Raw genomic sequence first — 22,647 nt, 5'->3', positions numbered from 1 at the left:
GACATGAGCGGCATCGGAGACAAGGCGAAGGACTTCGCCGACAGTGACAAGGGCGAGAAGGCAACGGACGCCGGCCTCGACAAGGCCGGCGACGCGGCCGACAAGGCGACCGGCGGCGGACACGGCGACCAGATCGGCAAGGCCGAGGACGCGGCCGACGGCAAGATCGGCAAGTGACGTCCGAGACGTCACCAAAGACAGGGACGGGAGGCGCGGTGCCAGCTGGCACCGCGCCTCCCGTCTGTCGGTCGGTGCGTCCCGGGTCACCCGGGCCGACCCGGATCAGCTCCGGAAGAAGTCCTGGTACGACGGGTCGCCGACGGGCTGGGAGTGCCCCGGCTCGGCCAGGCGCTGCTCGATCATGGCCTGGATGACGTCCGGCGGGGTGAGTCCACGACGGCGCCACTCGACCGGGTTGGACCGAAGCTGGTTCAGCGTGTTCTGCATGGGAGCCACACTGGCACCAATTCACTAGTTTGTCTAACTACCTGTCCTGAACACGCGTTCGCGCAGGGCACCCCGTGCTTCGCGAGCAGAAGAGGTCGGATCCCCACTCGGGACCCGACCTCTTCTGCTCACCATGTGGCGCGTGAACCGCGCGCACCCTGTCCTAGCGGCGCGTGACCTTCGCGGTCGCCCCGGACTTGGCCGTGCCGTCCTCGTACCCGGAGGCGTGGGCCGTCACCTGCACGCTGATGCGGTGCCCGACGTCGGACGAGCCGAGCTTGTACTTGGTACCCGTTGCCGACTTGACGACCTTGCCGTCACGCAGCCACTGGTACTTGTAGGTCGCCTTCGTCGTGCTCCACGTGCCGTGCTTCGCGGTGAGGGTCGAGCCGACCTTCGCCGTCCCGCTCACCGTGACCTTGCTCCCCTTCGCCAGTGCGAGCTTCGGCGGGACCACGTTGATCGTCGACGTGTCGGCCTGCTTGCCCGCCGCGTTGTCGAGGTGGAGCAGCAGCACCGTCGCCTTGGTGACACCCGAGGCGCGGGTGACCGTGAGCGAGTCGGCGTCGGCGAACAGCACGCCGGTGGTGCCGTCCTGCGAGAACGACAGCTTCGGCTTCGACGGGTCGAACGTGGCCGTCTTCGTCTCGTCCACGACCGAGGAACCGCTGGTGGCGGCGCCCGGGGCGTAGGCCGACTCCGTCAGCACGGTGTAGTCGAACTTCTTCGACGAACCGATGGCCTTCGCAGCGACGGTCAGCACCTTCACGGAGCTGTCGAAGGTGTTCACGTCCTGTCCGGGCGCACCGCCGTTGAGCGGCTGGACGTCGACGACGGGGTCGACGTCCGGGTCGTCCAGGGCGGCCTTCGCCAGGTCGACCGTCGTGGCGAACGTGGCGTCCACGGCAGCCGACTTCGCGTTGTACACCAGGAAGTCGGGTTCGCCGTCACGGTCCGTGTCGATGAGGACCTCGACGTTGGTCACGGCGCCCGGGTTCGCGTCCGGACCAGCGGTCTGCACGCCGAACGCCAGGGTTCCCGACGCCTTGTCGTACGACGCACCGTAGGAACGGACGTCGGCCGCCTGCAGCGAGCGCGTCGCCGAACCCTCGGGGAACGCCTCGGCCGGGTCGGTGCCGCCGAGCACGAACGGAGCGACGGCGGCGTGGTAGCCGGTCGTCAGCCCGCCCTGGTCGAGCGTGCGGCCCTTGAGCGTGAGCTCGGCCGACTTGCCCGGCCCCGTGAACGAGACCGTGGTCCGTGCCCGCACCGCGCTGACGGGCTTCGGGGCCACGTAGGCCCCGAGGCGCATCGGGTTGAGCGAGCTGTCGGTCGGCGCGAACGCCACGATGCCGGAGGCTGCTGCCACGAACTCGCGCTGGTAGCCCTGCTGGACGGCCTCCTGGGTCGGGTCGATGACCCGGCGGAGCTTCGTCGCGTCGGCGACCGAGAACGTCAGCGTGACCGACGCGGTGCCGTTGGCGGGCACCGTGACCTGCTTCGAGCTGAGCGCGAAGGTCACACCCGGCTGCGACACCTGCGGCTGGTACGACACGTTGTACGTGTGCGCCGTGCTGTCGGTGTTGTCGATCTGCAGGGTGCGGGTCTCGCTCGTCCCGCTCGCGACCTCGACGACGCCGAACGACGCGGTGACGAGCTGGTCGTTCTCGGCGCTGCGGACCGTGGTGCCGGCGGTGACCGCCTGCAGTGCGTCCACGCGACCGGTGCCCTGGCGGAGCAGGGTGGCCGAACGGTTGCCGTCCTTCACGTCGTGCGTCGCCGTGTTCATCAGGGCCGCCTTGACCTGCGGGGCGGACCATGTGGGGTGCGACTGGAACGTCAGCGCCGCGATGCCCGCGACGTCCGGCGTGGCCATGGAGGTACCGCTCATCGACATGCGGCCGTCACCGGTGCCGTTGGCCGCGGAGATCACGTTGACCCCGGGGCCGGCGATGTCCGGCTTGACGATGTCGTCGAACGATCCGTGCACACCACGGCTGGTGAACGACGCGAGCGTGTTCACGGCGTCCGCCTCGATGGCGACCTCGAAGCCCTTGAGCTCGTCCGCGAAGCGCACGTGCAGGGTCCCCGCCTTCGCGGTGGCCTGGAGGCTCGCCACGCTCTTCGCGGTCAGCTCGGCACCCGGGATGGTCGCGTTGCCACCGATGCCGGATTCGAACGTGTCGAGCGTGCCCGCCAGCAGGACGCCGACACCGCCGGCGGCCTCGACGTTGTTGAAGCGCACGGCGGAACCGCACTCGAGCGCGGCGTCCGTCCACTTCAGCCAGACGACCTTGCCCTCGATCTTCGCGGCGTCGGCGGCGCTGAACGCGGCACAGCCGTCGATGTTCGCGGTCGGGACGACGACGTCGCCCTCGACCGGCAGGGTGCCCTTGAAGTTCGACGAGTACTGCGACCGGTAGGTCTTCGCGACGTCGGCCGGAGCGGTGACCTGCACGCCGTCGTAGAGCGACTGTCCGGTCGCGCTCGCGGCGACGGTGAGCGCGCCCTCGGCGTTGCCCGGCGACCCACCGATGTCGGTGAAGTCGTCGGCGTTGCCCGAGGCGATCACGGGGAGCACGCCGCGCGCGGTCAGTGCGTCGATCTTGGCGTTGTCGGGATCGTCCGGTGCGCCGTAGTCGGAGCCGAGCGACAGGTTCAGGACGTTGATGTCCTTGCCCTCGGTGAGCGCCTGGCCCACCCAGTCGAGCGCGGCACCGGTGACGTCGGTCGAGCCGCCGTTGTCACCGAAGACCTTCAGGGCGTACAGGCCGGCCTCGGGCGCGGTGCCCGGACCGATCCACATGTCCTGCACCTGCTGCGTGGTGAGCTTGGTGTAGTCGCCGTCGAACTGCTGCTTGTCGGCGGTCAGGCCGTAGCCGGCGATCGAGCCGGACACGTGCGTGCCGTGGTCGCCGCCCTTGCCGTCGATCGGGTTGTCGTCGGGAGCCGGCACCGGGTCGTAGGCGTCCGGGTCCGTCGGGTCGGCGTTGTAGGTCGCACCGGCGAAGTCGTACCCGCCGAGGAACTTCGACGCGTCGTACAGGCTGGGGTCCGGGGCGCCGCCGCTCGCGTTCGCCAGGGCCTGCTGGTACGCCTCGGTGGTGCCGGGGCCACCGAAGTCGGCCTGCGTGTAGTCGAGACCGGTGTCGAGGACGGCGACGTTGACGTCCTTGCCGGTGTGGCCGGTCTGCTGCCAGGCGTTGAGCGAGCGCGTGTAGACGTCGCTCGCGGCGTTCTTCGGCGCGACGCCGTCGACACCGGGCTGGACCAGGCTGGGGTCGACACCCGAGGGAGCGGCGCCGGCGTTCTCGTTGACCGTCGGCTCGACGATCTTCTTCGGCGTGAGCGGGATGATGCTCTCGACGTCGGAGCGCTCCGCGATCTCCCGGAACGCGTCGACGTCGGCGACGACCGCGACGCCCGGGACGGTGTACTCGGTCGAGTAGAGCTCGGTCGCGTCGGCGTCGGCGCGCTTGACGGCCGACCGCACCGCGGCGACGGTCGACTGGATCGCCTCGACGCGGTTCTTGGCCGCGGAGGACTGGGTCCGCGACTTCGTCAGGTCCCCGCCCTTCGCCTTGGCGTCCACTTCGAGGGCACCCTGGCCGGTCGTGCGCACGAACGCGGCGACGGTCTTCGTCGGCTTGGCGTCACGGAGCGGGGCGGAGAGCTTGAGGTCGGCCACCGAGATCCCGGCCGGAGCTGCGGAGGCCGCGCCCCCGACTGCGAGACCGCCACACGCGAGGGCCGCGACGGCGATGCCGGCGGTCAGGACGCGGGTGAAGCGATGGGGGGTTGGGTTCGGGTCGGTGTTCGGTGTTGCACGGTTCAAAGAGGGCACTCCTGGCTCAGTCCGTGGTTCGCATGAGATTCCTGTGAAGCTATGCGTTCGTTCTCAGGGAAGACAGTCCGCACTTTGGGGGACTCCCCTCGTCCGGGGGACGGAACCTGTTAAGTTGCACACCCGTGTGCACGTTATTACGATGGGGTGCGTGACCACCACCGAGCAGCCCTCCCGCGCGCCCCGCCGCGACGCCACGGAGAACCGGGCAGCCCTCCTCGATGCGGCGAAGACCTGTCTGCAGCAGGACCCGGACGCCTCGATCGAGACGATCGCCGCGGCTGCGGGACTCTCGCGCCGTGCGGTGTACGGACACTTCCCCTCCCGCGACGACCTGGTGCGCGAGGTCGTGACCGCCGGTGCCGCCCGGATCGCCGCAGCCATGCCCACCGCATCGGACCTGCAGGAGCTCCCGCCGGCCGCACGCCTCGCCGCCATCGCTGTGACGCTCTGGACCGAGGTGTCGCACGTCCGCTCGATGGCCCGGGTCGCCGTGCGCAGCCCGTTCGCCGAACCCGTCGCCGAGGTGTTCGCGCCGCTGCGCTCGCAGGTACGCCAGGCGTGCGCGCTCGGAATCGCCGACGGCGCCATGCGGGACGACGTCGACCCCGAGACCCTCGGCCGTCTGGTCGAGGGCGCGTGCATCGCCGTCCTCGACGAGGCCACCCGTTCCGGCACGAGCGACGAGGACGGACGGCGCATGGTGGTGGTGTCGGCGCTGGGCATGGCCGGCATCGACTGGCGCACAGCACTGCTCTCCGAACCCGCTGCTCCCGCTCCCACTCCTGCCCCGAAGGACCACGCATGACGCTCGAACTCGACCACGTCGGCATCGGCGAGGAGCCCGGCGCACCCCTGCCCGTCGTCTCCGCCGTCGTCGCCCCGGGACGCCCCGGGGTCCTCGCCGTCGAGACCGAGCAGGCACCCGTGCTCGCGTCACTCGTCGCCGGCGGCCGCATGCAGCCCGACACCGGCCGGCTGCTGCTCGACGGCCACGAGGACCCGGCAGCCGTCCGCCGCTCGTTCGCCCTCGTGGACACCCCCGGGGTCGCCGAGCCCTTCCCCGTCATGACCCTCAAGCAGATCGTGCGCGAGGAGCTCGCGTTCGCCGGGCAGCGCCCGAACCGTGAGCACGTCGACACCGTGCTCGACGAGCTCGGACTGCGGGACTACGTCGACACCGCGGTGCAGCGGGTGCCGACCGCCGTGCGCGTCCGGCTGCTCGTCGAGCTCGCCCTGCTGCGCGACGGTGTGACCGGCATCGTGATCACCTCGCCCGAGCGGCACGGCGGCGCGGTCGAGGACTGGTTCCAGGTGGTCCGCGACGTCGCACGACGGGGCGTGACCGTGGTCCTCGTGACCTCGAAGGCCGCCGCCACCACCGTCGAGCACCTGCTCGACACGATCGACACGCACGACGGCGTCGAGACGCACGGCGGCGTCGAAACGCACGACGACGTCGCGACGCTCGCGACGCCCCAGACCGAGGACCCCGAGGACGTGGCCCGAACCGACGGAACCGAGCCGGGCCTCCCGGCCGCTCCTTCCGTCACCGAAGCATCCGCAACCGTCCCGACGGAGGCACAGAAGTGACCACCACCTCGCTCGTCCGCGCAGAACTCGCGCGGCTCACCGCGACACCGCTCGCACGCCTGGCGTTCATCGCGCTGATGATCGTGCCGCTGCTCTACGGCGGCGCCTACCTGTGGGCGAACCGCGACCCGTACGCGAAGCTCGACCAGATCCCCGCCGCGATCGTGAACCTCGATGCCGGTGCCACGCTGGACGGCGACCACGTCGACTACGGCAAGGACGTCACGAAGGAGGCCATCGACGGCGCCGACTTCAAGTGGACGAAGACCAGCGCCGCCGACGCCCGCTCCGGCGTCCGCAACGGCACGTACGACTTCGTCGTCACCATCCCGCACGACTTCTCCGAGCACCTGGTGTCCGCGCAGTCCGACGACCCGACGCAGGCGAAGCTCGTCATGACCACGGCCGACACCAACTCGTACCTGGCCTCGACCATCGCCGAGCAGGCGGGCAAGACCATGCGCACCGCCGTCGCCGAGCGCGTCGGCAAGCAGGCCGCGAAGACCCTGCTCGTCGGACTCGCCGACGTCCGCGACAGCCTCGGCGACGCCGTCGACGGTGCCGATGAGCTCGCTTCCGGGACCAAGAAGGCGGACCGTGGTGCGCACACGCTCGCGGACGGCACCGGCAAGCTGTCGTCCGGCGCGGCGGAGCTCGCGTCCGGCACGGCCGACCTACCGTCGCAGACCCAGCAGCTCGACAGCGGGGCGCAGCAGGTGGCGTCGGGGGCGTCGACCCTGGCGTCCGGGCTGGCCAGCGCGCAGCAGCAGACGGCTGCGCTGCCGTCGCAGACGCAGCAGTTGGACAGTGGGGCGCAGCAGCTGCAGTCCGGGCTGCACCAGCTCCGTGACCAGACGGCTTCGCTTCCCTCCGACTCTGCGCGCCTGTCCACTGGTGCGTCGCAGGTCGCCGCCGGGAACGCCACGCTGGCCGACGAGGCTGCACCGTTCATCGCGGGCGTCCAGCAGCTCTCTGCGCAATCGCCGGAACTCGTCGCGTCGCTGAAGCCCGTCGTCCAAGCCTCCACGGTGCTCTCCGAGGAACAGAAGACCCGGCTGCTCGCCGGGCTCGACAACCTGCAGGCCGGCAGCACCAGGCTCGGTACCGGGGCCGGCGACCTGTCCGGCAACCTGCAGAAGCTCAAGACCGGCAGCGCGCAGGTGTCCGCGGGCGCCTCCCAGCTCGCCGAGCAGGCCCCGGCGCTGACGAGCGGCATCCAGCAGCTCTCCGACGGCTCGGACAAACTCGCCGCCGGCACCGGCAAGCTCGCCGCGAAGGCCCCGGAGTTGTCGTCCGGCATCGCCACCGCCGCGGACGGTGCTTCGAAGGTCTCGTCGGGCGCGTCGAAGGTGGCCGCCGGTACATCGAAGCTGGCCTCGGCCGCTCCGACGCTGTCGTCCGGTGCGTCGCAGCTCGCGACCGGTGCGAAGACCGCTGACCAGGGCGCCTCGTCGCTCGCGTCGGGGTTGGACAAGCTCACGACCGGCTCATCGAAGCTCGCGTCGTCGCTCGACGAGGGCCGCACGAAGATCCCGGCGTCGAACGCCTCGGAGCGTGCGTCGCAGGCCTCGGTCATCTCCGACCCGGTCAAGGTCGGGGACGACAACGTCGCCGCCGCGTCGAACTACGGTGCCGGCCTCGCGCCGTTCTTCATCTCGCTCGCGGCCTGGATCGGCATGTACGCGCTGTTCCTCATCCTCAAGCCGATCTCCAAGCGTGCGATCACGGCGGTGCGGAAGCCCCTCGCGGTGGTGTTCGGCGGCTGGCTGACCCCGGCACTCCTCGGCCTGGTGCAGATGGTGGCGCTGTTCTTCATCGTGCGCTTCGCCCTCGACCTGAACGTGGTGCACGTCGGCGGCACGATCGGGATCATGGTCCTGGCTTCGGCGACCTTCGCGGCGATCATCATGGCGCTCAACGTGCTGCTCGGATCGGTGGGGCAGTTCCTCGGCCTGGTGCTCATGCTCGTGCAGCTCGTCACCGCCGGCGGGACGTTCCCGTGGCAGACGCTGCCGGGGCCGTTGGCGGCGCTGCACTTCGCGCTGCCGATGACGTACTCGGTCGACGCGATCCGGCAGACGATGTACGGCGGGAACCTCGGCGCCGCGTGGTCGGACGCGGGCGTGCTGCTCTGCTGGCTGCTCGGGGCGCTCCTGGTGTCCTTCGTGGTCACGGCGCGGCAGACCCGCTCCCGCACGCTGCGCGACCTGCGCCCGAGCCTGATCGGGTAGCGGGGCCGGGGCGCCGGGGGCCGGCGCCCGCTGCACGCGGGCGCCCGCGCGCACGCTTCGTGAGCAGAAGAGGTCGGGTGACATCAGGTCACCCGACCTCTTCTGCTCACGAAGTGCGTTCGCCGAGCGGCTGGTGCACCATCCCGCCGCCGAGGGTGGTCAGGTCGTCGGTGGGCAGGGCTGCTCGGGCGTCCGCATCGAGCACGGCGGACGCGTCGTCGAGGGGATGGAACCCGATGCGCTCCCCGGCGGACAGGTCAGCCGGCGACCCGGTGTTCCGCGACAGTGCCCAGACCACGTGGTGCCCGGGGTCGCGGAGCTCCACGGCCGCGAGGACCAGGCGTGTCAGGTCGTCGGGCGAGGTCCACATGAGCAGCCCCCGGGTCGTCGGCGGCAGCGCACCGAACGCACCGATCCGCGCGGACACGATCGACATCTCGTACCGGTCGGCGAACAGGCTGCCGAGCAGTTCCATCGCGGCCTTCGTCACGCCGTAGTACGTGTCCGGACGGGGCAGCCGGTCGCCGGGCACGCTCCCCGGCTGGTCGAGGGGTTCGGGCACCAGCCCCACCGCGTGGATCGAGCTGGCCTGCACCACCCGGAGCACCCCGGCGACGGCCGCCCGTTCGAGCACGTTCTTCGTGCCGGTCAGGTTCGCCGCGATCAGGTCGCCCCAGGCGGCCTCGGTCGGGATGCCCGCCAGGTGGACCACTGTGTCGACCCCGGCGAGCGCATCATCCACCGCCGCCGCGTCGTTCACCGAACCGGGCACGAACCGTTCCCCGGCGACGACCGGATCGTGGGGTCGCTGTTCGTCGAGCAGCACGAGGTCGTGTCCCGCGGACCGCAGTCGAGGACGCAGGGCGCTCCCGATCCGGCCCGCGGCTCCGGTGATGAGCAGCGTCGCCATGCCGCGGACGCTACCCCCGGCGCGCGAGCAGCGACCTCAGCTGTGCGACCGCGCCGAACGCCGGGGTGTCGAGGTCGGACTTCGTCCACCGGACGACCGCCCAGCCGAGTCGTTCCATCTCGCGGTAGCGGCGGAGGTCACGGCCCCACTGCTCGGCGTCGGTCCGGTGGTGGTCACCCTCGTACTCGATGACGATGCGGTGCTCCGGGTAGGCCAGGTCGACGCGGCCGACGAACCGACCGGCTTCGTCCAGCACGTCGACCTGCAGTTCGGGCTCGGGCAGCCCCGCGCGGACGATCGCCAGCCTCGCTCGGGTCTCCTGCGGTGACCCGGCCCCCACCCGCACGAGCTCGAGCGCGACGCGCAGTCGTCGGACACCCGATCGCGCTCCGGCCAGGGCGACGGCGGCAGCGAGGTCGTCGATCGTCGTCCTGCACCGTCGTTCCGTGACGATGGCGTCCCCGAGCACGACGAGCTGGTCGACCGAGAGCATCGCACCGCAGTCCACCCACAGCGCCGCGGGTGTACTCGTCGGCATCCCCCACCGCTCCGTCACCCGGGCGCGGTCCGGTGTGATGCGGTGCCCGACGACCCCGTGGCGGCGCGGCTGTGCGATCGGCACGGGACTCGTGACGTGCACGGGGCCGTCGGCGGCAGGGACCGGCAGCTGCCAGAGGACCGCCGCCGAGACGTGACTGATGAACTGCCCGGGAACCAGGACCGGCCGGAACGCCCGGATCCGGTGGACCGGGTCGGGCGGACGGTCACGTGCCCATCGGATCGACCGGGTCGGCCGGATCAGGTCACGCCGTCGGAGTCGTTGTCGGGAGACGCCCGCGCGGTCGGCGGCACCGACGTCGAACGCGCGCCCGCGCAGCGGTGTCGGAAGTGGTCGTGCTCGCATGACGACCACGCTCGCGCCCCGCGCCCACTGCCCGCGCGCTGAACGCGACTTCTGTGCACAACGCACCCCGGGCCTCCCGTGTGGAGGACCAGCCACGCGCGGATCGTGAGCAGAAAAGGTCGGGTCGCCGCTCCGCACCCGACCATTTCTGCTCACGAAACGAAACCGACCCCGCCCGCTACGATCGACCCACGAGCCAACGGAGGTCGAAGCGCATCATGGGAGACGGCAAGCCCGCGACCATCTACGACGTCGCCGCACGCGCCGGGGTCTCGAAGTCCCTCGTCTCCCTCGTGCTGCAGCGCTCCCCCCGGGTCAGCGACCAGCGCCGGGCCGCCGTGCTCAAGGCCATCCAGGAACTCGACTACCGCCCCTCCACCGCGGCTGTCTCCCTCGCCGGCACGCGCAGCCGCACCATCGGCGTGGTCCTCGACGACTTCCGCAACCAGTGGTTCGTGGACCTGCTCACCGGCCTGCGCGAGAGCCTGCAGGACCAGGGGCACCGGCTCGTGGTCGCCGATCGGTTCCTCAACACGGGGCTCGATGCCTCTCCGGTGGAGGGCTTCCTCTCCATGCGCGTCGAGGGCATCGTGATCGCCGGCGAGCCCACCACCGACCTCGCGATCCCCGCCTCGATGCCGCTCGTCATCGCCGGTGGCCGGGTCGCGATCCCCCGCGCGGACACCGTGGCGAACGACGACCACGCCGGTGGCGGCATCGCGGCGCAGCACCTGCTCGACCTCGGCCACACCCGACTCGGGTTCGTCGGTGCGAGCTCGGCGGCCTCGGCCGAACGCCAGTCCGGTTTCGAGCAGGCCGCAGCAGCACGCGCCTCTGTCGTCACGACGGTCTTGCCGGGTGAACCCACCGAGGAGGCCGGTTCCCGCGCCCTCGGCATGCTCCTCGACGAGCACCCGGACGTCACGGCCGTCTTCGCCGCGAACGACGTGATGGCCCTCGGCGCCCTGTCCGAACTCGCCGAACGCGGGTTGCGCGTCCCCGAGGACGTCTCCGTCATCGGCTACGACGACACCCCGGTTGCCGCGATGCGGTACGTCGGCCTGACGAGCATCGACGACCGCAGTGTCGAGATCGGTCGCGGCGCCGGCGAGCGCCTGCTGGCCCGCATCGCCGATCCGCGGATCGCCGCCACGGAACTCCTCGTCGAACCCCGCCTGGTCGCGCGCCGCACCACCGCCGCACGCTGACGCGTCAGCACGGACCCCGGCCTGGAGGCCCGCCCCGCCTCCGCCCCGCCCGCTTCGTGAGCACGAATGATCGGGTCCAGGGCCCGTACCCGACCATTTCTGCTCACGAAGCGCCCGGCAACTCCGCGTGCTGGACGACCCACGAGTGCATGACGATCGCGGCCGCCGCCGAGGCGTTGATGCTCCGCGTCGACCCGAACTGCGTGATCTCGAGGTGTGCGTCGGCACCGGCGACTGCCTGCTCGGTCAGCCCGGGGCCCTCCTGCCCGAACAGGAACACGCAGCGCTCCGGGATCGTCGCGGTCTCGATGCGTTCGGCACCCGGGGTGTTGTCGATCGCGACGACGGGACGCTGTTCCTCCGCCATCGCGGTGAGGAACGCCTCGACGTCAGGGTGGTAGCGGATGTGCTGGTACCGGTCGGTGACCATCGCTCCGCGCTTGTTCCACCGGCGTCGTCCGATGATGTGCACGGTGCCGGCCAGGAAGGCGTTGGCGCTCCGCACGATCGACCCGATGTTCAGGTCGTGCTGCCAGTTCTCGATCGCCACGTCGAACGCGTGCCGGCGGGTGTCGAGCTCGGCGACGATGGCGTCCATCGACCAGTACCGGTAGCGGTCGAGCACGTTCCGGGAGTCCCCCGCTGCCAGCAGCTCCGGGTCGAGCCGCGGGTCGTCGGGCCAGGGTTCCGGGTGCGGCCCCACCCCGTTGGTCGTCAGCTCGTGCGACGGTTCGGGCGCAGTGGTCACCCGACCAGCGTACGGCGCACACGGGACCGGCCCGACGACGGCAGCGCCCGGCGGCGGCGCGGGCTCAGGCGGTGCCGGCCCCGTGGGCGATGCGCGACTCGATGCCGGCGATCAGGATGTCGAGGCCGAGCGCGAACCGGTCGTCGTAGGAGTGCTCGCCGAGGATCTCGCCCACCAGCCGGTGCCGCTCGGGGCGGCCGGCCTCGGAGTCCCCGCGCCCGACCTGCACCCCGGCGTGCCCGACCACGAAGTCGTAGACGACGAAGAAGGTGTACATCGCCTCGGCCGGCGGCAGCCCGGCGTCCTGCAGGGCACCGACGACCTTCGCCACGACGGCGTCGGACTCGGTCGAGGCGAGCGGGGCGCGCTGGCTGTGCGACTCGAGCACGAGCGGGTGGGTGCGCATCAGGTCACGGAACGTCGTGGCGAAGGTGCGGACGACGGCGTGCCACTCGTCCGGCCAGACGAAGGTCGCGGTGAACTCGTCGACGGTGCGGCGGACGAGTTCGGCGTGCAGGTCGTCCAGCCCGCCGATGGTCCGGTGCACGGTCATCGGAGCGACCCCGAGCCGCACGCCCAGGGCTCGGAAGGACAGCCGGTCGAGGCCGTCCTCGTTCGCGATGGTCGTGGCGGCGTCGATCACCTGCTCGCGGGAGAGCACGTTCGGGCGGCCTCGGCGTCGTCGTGGCGTCACCTCGAGCTCCGTCTCCGACACCGGGGTGGGTCGGGGCGCGGCGGACGGGGTTCCGGGTTCGACGAGCACGAGGGGCCTCCTTGATTCGGTACGTGTCCCGAAAAGCGTAGGGCAAAAGCCGACCGCGGTTCGGTGTCTCGACCTTCTCGGGTCTGGCAGCAGCGCGCAAGAGCCGCCCCGGGCCTCCCGGCCCTTTCCGAGCCGGCCACGAGCCGGGCCTGAACCCCTGCGCAGTAGGGTGAGGGCCATGGCGACCCGAGACGACGTCGAGTGCTGGCTGACCGACATGGACGGCGTGCTCGTCCACGAGAACCAGGCGCTCCCGGGCGCGCCGGAACTCATCCAGCAGTGGCTCGACGACGGCACCGAGTTCCTCGTGCTGACGAACAACTCGATCTTCACGCCGCGCGACCTCAGCGCCCGGCTGCGGGGCTCGGGCCTGCACGTGCCCGAGGAGCGGATCTGGACGAGTGCGCTCGCCACGGCCGACTTCTGCAAGTCGCAGATGCCCGGTGGCTCGGCGTTCGTGATCGGTGAGGCCGGCATGACCACCGCCCTGCACGAGGCCGGGTTCATCATGACCGAGACCGCGCCCGACTACGTCGTCGTCGGTGAGACCCGCAACTACTCGTTCGAGGCGATCACCAAGGCCGTCCGGCTCATCCGCGCCGGTGCCCGCTTCATCGTGACGAACCCCGACGCCACCGGCCCGAGCGCCGAGGGGGTCCTGCCGGCCACCGGCGCCATCGCGGCGATGATCGAGAAGGCCACCGGCAAGCAGCCCTACGTGGTCGGCAAGCCGAACCCGATGATGTTCCGCTCCGCGATGAACCGGATCGGCGCGCACTCCGAGAACACCGGCATGATCGGCGACCGCATGGACACCGACGTGCAGGCCGGCATCGAGGCGGGGCTGCACACCGTGCTCGTGATGACGGGGATCAGCGACCAGGCCGAGATCGACCGGTACCCGTTCCGCCCGAGCGAGGTCATCTCCGGCGTGCACGAGCTCGTGCGCACCGAGCCGTTCGAGGTCGAGCTCTAGCTCGAGCTCTAGCGGCCCACGCCACCCGGTGCGCCCGTTCGCCGCAGACCGCTCGATGACGATCCGGTGAACAGAACCGCCCTGCGGTGAACGACGGGAAAACTGCCCCCGCAGCGACTCTATGGTTGCCCTGATCGAGCCGAAAGTGGCTCTGATCAGGGTTTTCTGTGAGTTGCTACAGGATGGGGTCATCGGTGCCGATGTCGGTTCGTGCCACGACGGCAGTGGTCGTCGGCGCGCTCGGGGCACTCGTGGGGACCGCGATCGTCGCCCCGCACCTGGTCCCCTCGCCGGCCCCGCAGACGTCGGCGGTCACCGTGCAGGCCGGCACCGACGCCTGCGGGGCGGGGTGGCCCGCGAGCCCGGACCGCGCCCTCGCCGGCCCCCAGACGTTCCGGATCCACAACACCTCCGTCGCCGGGATCGAGGTGCAGCTGGTCGACCCCACGAACGGCGCGGTCTACCTCGACGCGGAGGGCCTGGGATCGGGTGCGACGCACGACTACGGCGTCCGACTCCCCCGCGGCCAGTACCGGTTCCGCTGCCTGCCCGCCGACGCGAACCCGAGCACCGGACCCGTCGTCCACCTGCGCGGCGCCACCCACGTCAGCGACGAGACCCCGGGGATCGTCCCGGTCACCCGCGACGACCTGATCCCCGCCGCGAAGTCGTACGGCGCCTGGATCGAGAGTCGCCTGCCGGCGCTGCTCGACGACGTGCGTGCGCTGGACGCCGACGTCCGTGCAGGTGACGTCCGCGCTGCACGGCGGGACTGGCTGACCGGGCACCGAGAGTACGAGCAGCTCGGAGCCGCCTACGGTGCGTTCGGCGACGACGACACCGCGATCAACGGGCTCCCGGCCGCCGGACGGACCGCACTCGACGACCCGCACCTGACCGGCTTCCACCGCGTCGAGGCGCTGCTGTGGTCGGGCGCGCCCAGCCGTCGCGCCGTCGCGCCCGCCGACGCCCTGGTCGCCGCCGTCGCACACCTGCGCCGGACGTTCCCGACCCAACGGGTCGACCCGCTCGACATCGGCCTGCGCTCGCACGAGATCCTCGAGAACGCGCTCCGCTTCGAGGCGACCGGGGCCACCGACGCCGGCAGCCACACCGCACTGGCGACGATCGACGCGAACACCAGCGGGACGGAACACGCGCTCGAGCCGCTCCGGTCGATCCTGCGGACCCGCTACCCGGGCCTCCGGGCCACCGATCGCGCGCTGGCGACCCTCCGCGCCGACGTGGAATCACACCGACGGCCCGACGGCAGCTGGGACACCCTCGGCGGTCTCGACCGCACCGCCCGCGAGCACCTCGACGCCGACCTCGACGCTGCGCTCGAACGACTCGCCCCCGTCGCCGCCATCTGCGACCCGAGGAGGACCTCGTGACCGAACGACCGCAGCGCCAGGGCCGGCAGGGCCTCCAGAGCCGGCAACTCCCACGCGGGATGGACGCGGCGACGTACCGACGGATGACCGAGGCGCACGCCCGCCTCGGACTGTCCGCCGACGGCAGCGCGTGTCCCGCCGGTGCCCCGGGCGACCAGCATCCGCCGACCGGCCCCACCCGCGGCGTCGGCCGCCGCGCGTTCCTGACCAGCGCGGTCGGGGCAGGTGCCGGAGCCGCCGCCGCGGCGGCGAGCCTGACCGCCGGGGGTGGGACGGGCCTCCAGGCAGCCGCCGCGACCACGGGCGGTGCCGACGCTCCGCCCGGTTCCTCGTACGCGTTCCACGGGGCGCACCAGGCCGGGATCACCACGCCCGCGCAGCGACAGTCGGCGTTCCTGGCGTTCGACGTGACCGCGGCCGACCGCGGGGAGCTCGCCGACCTGCTCCGGACGATCACCGAGCGGGCCCGGTTCCTCACCCGCGGCGGCACGCCTGCCGACGTCGGGATCACCGCGCCGCCGGCCGACTCCGGCGTGCTCGGACCGGAGGTCGCGGCCGACGGACTCACCGTGACGGCGAGCGTCGGCGCCTCGCTCTTCGACCACCGGTACGGCCTGTCGGGGCAGCGCCCGGCGCGGTTGCGGACGATGGAGGACTTCCCGAACGACGACCTCGACCGGTCGATCTCGGACGGCGACCTGCTGTTGCAGGTGTGCGCGCACAACACCGACACCGTCCTGCACGCGGTCCGCGACATCGCCCGGGCGACCCGCGGCGGCATGCAGGTGCGCTGGCGGCAGGACGGTTTCGCGTCCCCGCCGCGCCCCTCCGGCACCCCGCGCAACCTGCTCGGGTTCAAGGACGGCACCGGCAACCCCTCCACCGCGGACCGCAGCGTCATGGACGACCTGGTCTGGACCCGCGGCGGACAGGACGGCGAACCCGACTGGGTCACCGGGGGCAGCTACCACGTCGTGCGGACCATCCGGATGTTCGTCGAGTTCTGGGACCGCGTCTCGCTGCACGAGCAGGAGAACATGATCGGCCGGCACCGCGACTCCGGTGCCCCGCTCACCCGCAGCGGCGAGTTCGACGACCCCCGGTACCAGGACGACCCGACCGGCGACGTCATCCAGATGGACGCGCACATCCGGTTGGCGAACCCGCGCACCGCCGAGGCCCGTGCGCAGCAGATGCTCCGTCGTCCGTACAACTACGACAACGGCACCGACACGAACGGCGACCTCGACATGGGCCTGCTGTTCGCGTGCTTCCAGGCCGACCTGGAACGGCAGTTCGTCGCCGTGCAGAAGCGCCTGGTCGACGAACCCCTTGTCGACTACGTGTCACCGGTCGGCGGCGGCTACTACTTCGCCCTGCCCGGGGTCCGCCACGCGGACGACTGGCTGGGCCGTCGGCTGCTCACACGGACCTAGCCGGGCCGTCGCTCGAACGCGCCCGCCCGCCCGCCGCAGGGCCCCACCGCTCCCCCACCGCCCCACCGTCCCGACCAGTGAGAGGTTCCACGTGTTCCGACCTTCCGAACGACGCGTCCAGCAGGGCGCGCTCGCCATCATGGCCCTGGCGGCCGTCGCCGGGACGGCCCTCGCCATCCCGCAGTCGGCGTCCGCCGCGGACAACTCCCTGAAGACCACCACCCCGATCAAGCACGTCGTCGTCATGTACGACGAGAACGTGTCGTTCGACCACTACTTCGGCACCTACCCGAAGGCCGCGAACACCGACGGCACCCGCTTCACCGCGGCGCGGAGCACCCCGAAGGTGAACACGCTCGCGTCCTCCGGCACCCTGACGAAGAACCCGAACGCCTACGCCCCGTCACGGCTGACGCCCGCCCAGGCGCTCACGTGCGACCAGAACCACAACTACCTGCCCGAGCAGAAGGCCGTCGACGGGGGTGCCATGGACAAGTTCGTCGAGAGCACCTCGGTGGACACCTGCACCGGTTTGTACGGGTCCCCCGGCCTGACGATGGACTACTACGACGGCAACACCACCACCGGGCTGTGGAACTACGCCCAGAACTACGCGATGAGCGACAACGCCTGGGACACCGGCTTCGGCCCCTCCACCCCCGGGGCGCTCAACCTGATCAGCGGCAACACCCACGGTGGCACGGGCGTCGACTCGGTCACCGGTGCCACGGTGCCGACCTCGACCGCCGTCGTCGCGAAGGACGCCGCCGGCCAGGGCACCGTCACCGCCGACCCTGACCCCGCCTTCGACGACTGCTCCGACAAGGACCACACGTCGACGTCGAACCTGGTCAAGATGTCGGGCAAGAACATCGGCGACCTGCTCAACGCGAAGGGCGTCACCTGGGGCTGGTTCCAGGGCGGCTTCACCCCGACGACGGCCTACGCGGGCACCGGGACCCTCGCCAAGTGCGACGCCACCACGACGAACGTGGGCGGCTCGGTCAGCAACGACTACTCGCCGCACCACAACCCGTTCGCGTACTACGCGTCGACCTCGAACCCGCACCACCTGGCACCGACGAGCGACCGCATGATCGGCTCCACCGACCGCGCGAACCACCAGTACGACCTGTCGGCGTTCGACACCGCGCTCGCCGAGCACCGGATGCCCGCCGTGTCCTTCCTCAAGGCGCCCGAGGCCCAGGACGGCCACGCCGCGTACTCCGACCCGCTCGACGAGCAGAAGTTCCTGACGTCGAAGATCAACGAGATCGAGCGGTCGCCGGAGTGGTCGAGCACGGCCATCGTCATCAACTACGACGACTCCGACGGCTGGTACGACCACGTCGCGCCGACGATCCTGAACGGCTCGACGGACTCCTCGAACGACACCACGGTCTGCACCACGGCCGCGACCAAGGTCGGTGTCGCCGGTGGGTACCTCGACCGCTGCGGCCCCTCGCAGCGGCTGCCGTACCTCGTCATCTCGCCGTTCGCCAAGCAGAACCACATCGACCACACCGCCATCGAGCAGACGTCGACCACGAAGTTCATCGAGGACAACTGGTCGACCGGGCGGATCGGTGACCAGTCGTTCGACGCCCGGGCCGGGTCCATCCGGAGCATGTTCGACTTCACGCACCCGCAGCACCGCGAGGTGCTCCTGAACACGAGGAGCGGTGCGGTCTCGCGGATCGTGTCCACGGCCGTCACGCCGAAGCCGACCCCGAAGCCCACGACGAAGCCGCACACGGGGACCGGCGGCAGCAGCACGGGCGCGAGCACCGGTTCCGGTGGAACGGCAGGAACGGCAGGAACGGCAGGAACGGGCGCCGGCACGGGCAGCGGGGCCGCGACTGCCTCGAGCGCCGCAGCAGGAGCCGGGGCCGCGGGGCAGACCGTCGCCGCCGATCCGTCCGCGACGCGCCTGGCGTTCACCGGCGTGCAGCTCACCGGGGTCACCATCGCCGCGATCGTGTTCCTGATGGCCGGCATCGCGCTGGTCGTCGTCCGCCGTCGACAGCTCCGGTGTCGGGCCGACTGACACGGAGCGTCGGGTCGACCGACACGACACGCCGAGCCGACTGACACGTCGCGTCGCGTCGCGTCGACCGACACGACCGAACCGTGCCCCGGAGCGTGCTGCGCTCCGGGGCACCGTCGCGTCCGCGCGGGGTCGCCACGCGCCGGTCGGGTCAGCGTCCGCCAGTGCAGCGGCCGTCGCGTCCGTTCCCTCAGACCACGTCGACCTGGAGGCGCGGCTCGCCTCCCGCCACCACGACCGCCCCCATGGGCGGTACCGTCCGCCACCGCTTCGCGAGCCGCCGCGGCCGGTCGTCGTACCAGGCGATGACCCCGCCGGCCACGATGCCGAACGCGAGCACCCCGAACGAGAACAGCCCGATCACGCCGAGCAGCGTCAGCTTGCCGAAGTCGCTCGGGTCCGCGGTCGCCGAGAACCCGATCGACCCGAAGTCCCAGAAGGCGTGCAGCAGCACCGGGGCGAGCAGCGACCCGGTCAGCCGACGCGCGACGTACAGCGTCGACCCGAACGACGCCGCGAACACGACCTGGATGAGCGTCGGCCCGATCCCGGCTCCGGCGAGCGCGTTGAGCAGGTGCAGCAGCCCGAACAGCGCACACGACAGGGCCCAGACCCCCATCTCCGGCAGGCGCCGCCGCAGCCCGACGAGCAGGGTCCCGCGGGCCATCAGCTCCTCGAAGACCCCGACGAACAGCACCCCGACGGCGAGCAGCAGGAAGTAGTGCGCGGGCAGCGCCGTCCAGTCGATCAGGGGCAGCCGGACGACGCACACCACGAGCACGAGGATCGGTGCGAGCATCGTCCACCGCAGCCGCGTCCGGACCGGGTCGACCGTGGCGATCCGCCACCAGCCGAGCGCCGTGACGAACAGGGCGAGTGCCACGACGGCGATGCCCTCGGGGATGACCAGGGCGTGCACGACGCTGTCGACCGTCTGCGCGAGGGTCGCGTAGTCGTCGCTCGGCCGAGACCGCCAGGCGCTGATCGCCGCGAAGACCACGATCGGCGCGAGCCCGAGCAGCAGCGACGGGGGCACCGGCCAGCGACGGCGGCGGGCTCGGACGGGGGCGGTGGTGGTCACCTCCCGGTTGTACCAGGCGGGTCGTACGATTGGCGGTATGCGCCTGCCATCCCTGTCCACCATGGCAGAGGACTACGTCAAGCTCATCTGGAAGGCCAGCGAGCGCGGCGGGCCCGGCCTGGCGACGCGGGACATCGCGGCGTCGCTGAAGGTGTCGGCGTCGACGGTGTCGGGCAACCTCAAGAAGCTCGACCGCGACGGCCTGATCGAGCACACCCCGTACTACGGCGTCGTGCTCACCCCGCTCGGGCAGCAGGTCGCGGTGGCGATGGTCCGGCGACACCGGCTGATCGAGACGTTCCTGGTGGAGCGGCTCGGCTACTCGTGGGACGAGGTCCACACCGAGGCCGAGGCCCTGGAGCACGCCGTGTCCGAGCAGTTCCTCGACCGGGTCGACGCCGACCTCGGCCACCCGACGCACGACCCCCACGGTGACCCGATCCCCGGGGCGGACGGCATCGTGCCGGACTCCCCCGGCACGCTCCTCGGCGCGATCGAGCCGGGAGCGTGCGGCACCGTCGACCGGGTCTCGGACGACGACCCCTCGCTGCTGCGGTACTTCGACGAGCTCGGGGTGGGGCTGGGCACGCACCTGCGGGTCGAGCGGGTGCGGGACTACGCCGGCGTCATCGCGGTGTCGCGGCGGGCGACCGACGGCTCGGAGTCCCTCGTCGACCTGCCGGCTGCCGCCGCGTCCTCCATCTGGCTCGCACCCGACGGCGACTGACCGCGCGGCGTGCGCGGGCGGGATGGTCGGGTGGTCTGCCGGCCACGGCACCCCGCTCACGTCCGCCGAGCGGTCACCATCTGTCGCCCGGCAGCCCCGCAACCGACCGTTCGCGACCACTCGGCACCCAACGCACGGGGCGTCGCGACCGCACCGCGGCCCGCGAACCCGCGTGGCGACGGACGGGAGGCCCGGCGCGCGGCCGCCACGCGCCTCCCGTCCGACGCCCCCACCGGTCACGGCACCCCGCTCACGTCCGCCGAGCGGTCACCATCTGTCGCCCGGCAGCCCCGCAACCGACGGTTCGCGACCACTCGGCACCCCGGCCACGGGGTGTCGTGACCGCGCGACGCGCCCACCCCACCACCGTGACAGCGACGGTTCGCGACCGCCCCGCGCTCCCGGCCGGGAGCGCCCGCCTGCCCTAGCCCTTGACGGACCGCGTCCGGCCGAGGGCGACCTCACGCCGGGCCCGTTCGAGGGCGAGCGCGGATGCCGCATCCGGGTCGTGCAGCAGCCGTTCGGTCTCGTGCACGTGCTCCCGGACGGCGTCGGTCCCCCGGTCGGCGGCCGCGACGAGGACCGGTCCGACGGTGTCTTCGCCGAGTCCCACCAGAGCACGCGACAGGCTGAGCCGACGCTCGCGGTCGCCGATGCCGAGCTGCACGGCGAGGGTCCGCGCGAGCGACGCCCGCTCGTCGTCCGGCACCAGTGCGACGGCCGTGCGCCAGGCGGCGCGGAGCACCTCGTCGTCGTGGTCCTCGAGCAGCGGGCGCACCGCCGGCCACGCCTCCGGGTCGCCGATCTTCGACAGGGTGTGGAGCGCCTGGCTGCGGGCCTGGGGCTCGGGGCGCTCGAGCTCGGGCAGGACGCGGGCGACGACGTCGTCGGCGGGGTGCCGGGTGAGCGCCCACGTCAGCATGTCGCGGACGAAGAAGTCCGGCTCGACGGCGCACTGTGCCACGAGCACCTCGAGGTCCGCGGGGTCCGGGGTGGTCCCCGCAGCCATCACCGCCTGCAGCCGGGCGGAGGATCGCGGATCGGCGAGGGCATCGGTGAGCGTGGTCATCCGTCCATCGAAGCCCCTCGCGCCGGGGCCGTGTCAAGCATCGGGGCATAGCGTCGGGAGACGTGCGGTTCGCTCCCACCGCACCTCCGACCACGAAAGGACCTCCGCATGCCCCGCATCGGTACCAGTGACCTGCACGTGTTCCCCCTCGCCCTCGGCGGCAACGTCTTCGGGTGGACGGCGGACGAGTCGACCTCGCACCAGGTCCTCGACGCCTACACCGCGGCCGGTGGCGACTTCATCGACACCGCGGACGTCTACTCGGCCTGGGCGCCGGGCAACTCGGGCGGTGAGTCCGAGCGGGTCATCGGTTCGTGGCTGCGCGCCTCGGGCAAGCGGGACGACGTCGTCATCGCCACGAAGGGCTCACAGCACCCGGAGTTCCAGGGCCTCGCCGCGGACACCGTCGCCGCCGCTGCCCGCGCGAGCCTCGAGCGCCTCGGCACCGACCGGATCGACCTGTACTACGCGCACTTCGACGACCAGTCGACCCCGCTCGAGGAGACCGTCCGCGCCTTCGACCAGCTCGTGCAGGACGGCCTGGTCCGCTACACCGCGATCTCGAACTACTCGAAGGACCGCGCCGCGGAGTGGATCCGCATCGCGACGGAGAACGGCCTCGCCCAGCCCGTCGCCATCCAGCCGCACTACAACCTGGTCACCCGCCAGCCGTACGAGGCGGAGATCGCACCGCTCGCGCAGGAGCACGGACTCGGCGTCGTGCCGTACTTCTCGCTCGCCGCGGGGTTCCTGACCGGCAAGTACCGCTCGAAGGACGACTTCGCGGGCAAGGACCGCGAGGGCCAGGTGTCCGGCTACTTCACCGACGAGGGGCTCGCCGTCGTGGACGCGCTGTCCTCGATCGCCGACGCCCACGGCTCGGAGATCGCCACCGTCGCACTCGCCTGGCTGCAGGCGCAGCCCGACGTCGTCGCGCCGATCGCGAGCGCCCGGAACACCGAGCAGCTGCCGGCGCTGCTGGCCTCGGCGGAGCTCGAGCTCACGGCCGACGAGCTGCAGACGCTGTCCGACGTGTCGGCGAAGGTGCCCGCGAGCGCCTGACGCCGCGCTGCCCGCGCTACCCGCCGCGCGGCCCGCGCCGCCTCCGACGCAGAACGACATCCCCGACGTCGCACGACATCGGGGATGTCGTTCGTTGCACACGCGGACAGTCCCGGGGCACGAGGAACGACGATGTCGTTGTCGTACGACGTCGACATCGTCGTTCTACGTCGGACGTCGACCGGCCGCCCGACCCGCGCCGCCCGC

The 22,647-nt window shown here is 71.7% G+C and carries 19 protein-coding genes; 11 read left to right on the top strand and 8 right to left on the bottom strand.

Features of this window, described 5'->3' with window-relative positions:
- The first annotated feature begins 3 nt into the window (after positions 1–3).
- Positions 4–177: an antitoxin gene (locus DEJ21_RS12995; protein ID WP_071248465.1), complete on the top strand. Its 174-nt coding sequence runs from the start codon at positions 4–6 to the stop codon at positions 175–177.
- A gap of 105 nt (positions 178–282) precedes the next feature.
- Here DEJ21_RS12995 and DEJ21_RS18285 read toward each other — a convergent pair whose 3' ends face one another.
- Together DEJ21_RS18285 and DEJ21_RS12990 are read right to left on the bottom strand one after the other, a co-directional pair.
- Positions 283–447 carry a hypothetical protein gene (locus DEJ21_RS18285; RefSeq protein ID WP_155896763.1) on the bottom strand — a complete coding sequence of 55 codons (165 nt, stop codon included), beginning with the start codon at positions 445–447 and terminating at the stop codon, positions 283–285.
- Positions 448–610: 163 nt separating this feature from the next.
- The gene (locus DEJ21_RS12990) at positions 611–4,282 is read right to left on the bottom strand and encodes a S8 family serine peptidase (protein ID WP_181435879.1); all 3,672 of its coding nucleotides are present in this window, start codon (positions 4,280–4,282) and stop codon (positions 611–613) included.
- 160 nt (positions 4,283–4,442) lie between these two features.
- On the opposite strand from DEJ21_RS12990, the gene DEJ21_RS12985 reads away from it, so the two are divergent.
- Genes DEJ21_RS12985 through DEJ21_RS12975 form a run of 3 tightly spaced genes read left to right on the top strand, consistent with a single transcriptional unit; the run spans position 4,443 to position 8,115 of the window.
- Positions 4,443–5,099 carry a TetR/AcrR family transcriptional regulator gene (locus DEJ21_RS12985; protein ID WP_111029758.1) on the top strand — a complete coding sequence of 219 codons (657 nt, stop codon included), beginning with the start codon at positions 4,443–4,445 and terminating at the stop codon, positions 5,097–5,099.
- The gene (locus DEJ21_RS12980; RefSeq protein ID WP_111224844.1) at positions 5,096–5,884 is read left to right on the top strand and encodes a hypothetical protein; all 789 of its coding nucleotides are present in this window, start codon (positions 5,096–5,098) and stop codon (positions 5,882–5,884) included. Before DEJ21_RS12985 ends, DEJ21_RS12980 begins: the two co-directional genes overlap by 4 nt.
- Positions 5,881–8,115 carry a YhgE/Pip family protein gene (locus DEJ21_RS12975; protein WP_111224843.1) on the top strand — a complete coding sequence of 745 codons (2,235 nt, stop codon included), beginning with the start codon at positions 5,881–5,883 and terminating at the stop codon, positions 8,113–8,115. Before DEJ21_RS12980 ends, DEJ21_RS12975 begins: the two co-directional genes overlap by 4 nt.
- 106 nt (positions 8,116–8,221) lie before the next feature.
- On the opposite strand, the gene DEJ21_RS12970 is transcribed toward DEJ21_RS12975, so the two are convergent.
- Together DEJ21_RS12970 and DEJ21_RS12965 are read right to left on the bottom strand one after the other, a co-directional pair.
- Positions 8,222–9,025, bottom strand: a complete 804-nt coding sequence (locus DEJ21_RS12970) for an NAD(P)-dependent oxidoreductase (RefSeq protein WP_111224842.1) — start codon at positions 9,023–9,025, stop codon at positions 8,222–8,224.
- Between the two features lie 10 nt (positions 9,026–9,035).
- Positions 9,036–9,929 carry an endonuclease domain-containing protein gene (locus DEJ21_RS12965; protein ID WP_111224841.1) on the bottom strand — a complete coding sequence of 298 codons (894 nt, stop codon included), beginning with the start codon at positions 9,927–9,929 and terminating at the stop codon, positions 9,036–9,038.
- Positions 9,930–10,147: 218 nt separating this feature from the next.
- Between DEJ21_RS12965 and DEJ21_RS12960 the strand changes: the two genes are divergently transcribed.
- Positions 10,148–11,137, top strand: a complete 990-nt coding sequence (locus tag DEJ21_RS12960) for a LacI family DNA-binding transcriptional regulator (RefSeq protein ID WP_111048005.1) — start codon at positions 10,148–10,150, stop codon at positions 11,135–11,137.
- 103 nt (positions 11,138–11,240) lie between these two features.
- Here DEJ21_RS12960 and DEJ21_RS12955 read toward each other — a convergent pair whose 3' ends face one another.
- Both DEJ21_RS12955 and DEJ21_RS12950 read right to left on the bottom strand, forming a co-directional pair.
- Positions 11,241–11,885 (bottom strand): TrmH family RNA methyltransferase, encoded by a 645-nt coding sequence (locus tag DEJ21_RS12955; protein ID WP_111224840.1) that lies wholly within the window; start codon positions 11,883–11,885, stop codon positions 11,241–11,243.
- Between the two features lie 64 nt (positions 11,886–11,949).
- Positions 11,950–12,648, bottom strand: coding sequence for a TetR/AcrR family transcriptional regulator (locus tag DEJ21_RS12950; RefSeq protein ID WP_163343243.1), 699 nt, complete (start codon positions 12,646–12,648; stop codon positions 11,950–11,952).
- 178 nt (positions 12,649–12,826) lie between these two features.
- Here DEJ21_RS12950 and DEJ21_RS12945 point away from each other — a divergent pair, with 178 nt between their 5' ends.
- From DEJ21_RS12945 to DEJ21_RS12930, 4 genes are all read left to right on the top strand, one after another.
- Positions 12,827–13,624 carry an HAD-IIA family hydrolase gene (locus DEJ21_RS12945; protein WP_027464991.1) on the top strand — a complete coding sequence of 266 codons (798 nt, stop codon included), beginning with the start codon at positions 12,827–12,829 and terminating at the stop codon, positions 13,622–13,624.
- A gap of 200 nt (positions 13,625–13,824) precedes the next feature.
- Positions 13,825–15,018, top strand: a complete 1,194-nt coding sequence (locus tag DEJ21_RS12940; RefSeq protein WP_111224904.1) for an EfeM/EfeO family lipoprotein — start codon at positions 13,825–13,827, stop codon at positions 15,016–15,018.
- Positions 15,015–16,454: an iron uptake transporter deferrochelatase/peroxidase subunit gene (gene efeB / locus DEJ21_RS12935; protein WP_258375051.1), complete on the top strand. Its 1,440-nt coding sequence runs from the start codon at positions 15,015–15,017 to the stop codon at positions 16,452–16,454. Before DEJ21_RS12940 ends, efeB begins: the two co-directional genes overlap by 4 nt.
- A 91-nt stretch (positions 16,455–16,545) precedes the next feature.
- A complete protein-coding gene (locus tag DEJ21_RS12930; protein WP_258375050.1) occupies positions 16,546–18,501 on the top strand; it encodes an alkaline phosphatase family protein in 1,956 nt (651 codons plus the stop codon).
- Between the two features lie 190 nt (positions 18,502–18,691).
- On the opposite strand, the gene DEJ21_RS12925 is transcribed toward DEJ21_RS12930, so the two are convergent.
- Positions 18,692–19,582, bottom strand: coding sequence for a CPBP family intramembrane glutamic endopeptidase (locus DEJ21_RS12925; RefSeq protein WP_181435878.1), 891 nt, complete (start codon positions 19,580–19,582; stop codon positions 18,692–18,694).
- A 37-nt stretch (positions 19,583–19,619) separates the two neighbouring features.
- On the opposite strand from DEJ21_RS12925, the gene DEJ21_RS12920 reads away from it, so the two are divergent.
- On the top strand, positions 19,620–20,309 hold the full coding sequence (locus tag DEJ21_RS12920) for a metal-dependent transcriptional regulator (protein ID WP_027464846.1): 690 nt from the start codon (positions 19,620–19,622) through the stop codon (positions 20,307–20,309).
- Between the two features lie 424 nt (positions 20,310–20,733).
- Here the strand turns inward: DEJ21_RS12920 and DEJ21_RS12915 are convergent, their stop codons facing one another.
- Positions 20,734–21,378 carry a HEAT repeat domain-containing protein gene (locus DEJ21_RS12915; protein WP_111224836.1) on the bottom strand — a complete coding sequence of 215 codons (645 nt, stop codon included), beginning with the start codon at positions 21,376–21,378 and terminating at the stop codon, positions 20,734–20,736.
- 108 nt (positions 21,379–21,486) lie between these two features.
- On the opposite strand from DEJ21_RS12915, the gene DEJ21_RS12910 reads away from it, so the two are divergent.
- Positions 21,487–22,440: an aldo/keto reductase gene (locus DEJ21_RS12910; RefSeq protein WP_111224835.1), complete on the top strand. Its 954-nt coding sequence runs from the start codon at positions 21,487–21,489 to the stop codon at positions 22,438–22,440.
- Positions 22,441–22,647 lie beyond the last annotated feature (207 nt).

It is taken from the genome of Curtobacterium sp. MCSS17_006 (assembly GCF_003234215.1).
Classification (GTDB): domain Bacteria; phylum Actinomycetota; class Actinomycetes; order Actinomycetales; family Microbacteriaceae; genus Curtobacterium; species Curtobacterium flaccumfaciens.
The sequence above is the reverse complement of the archived record's forward strand: the minus strand, read 5'-3'. Positions and strand labels throughout refer to the sequence as shown.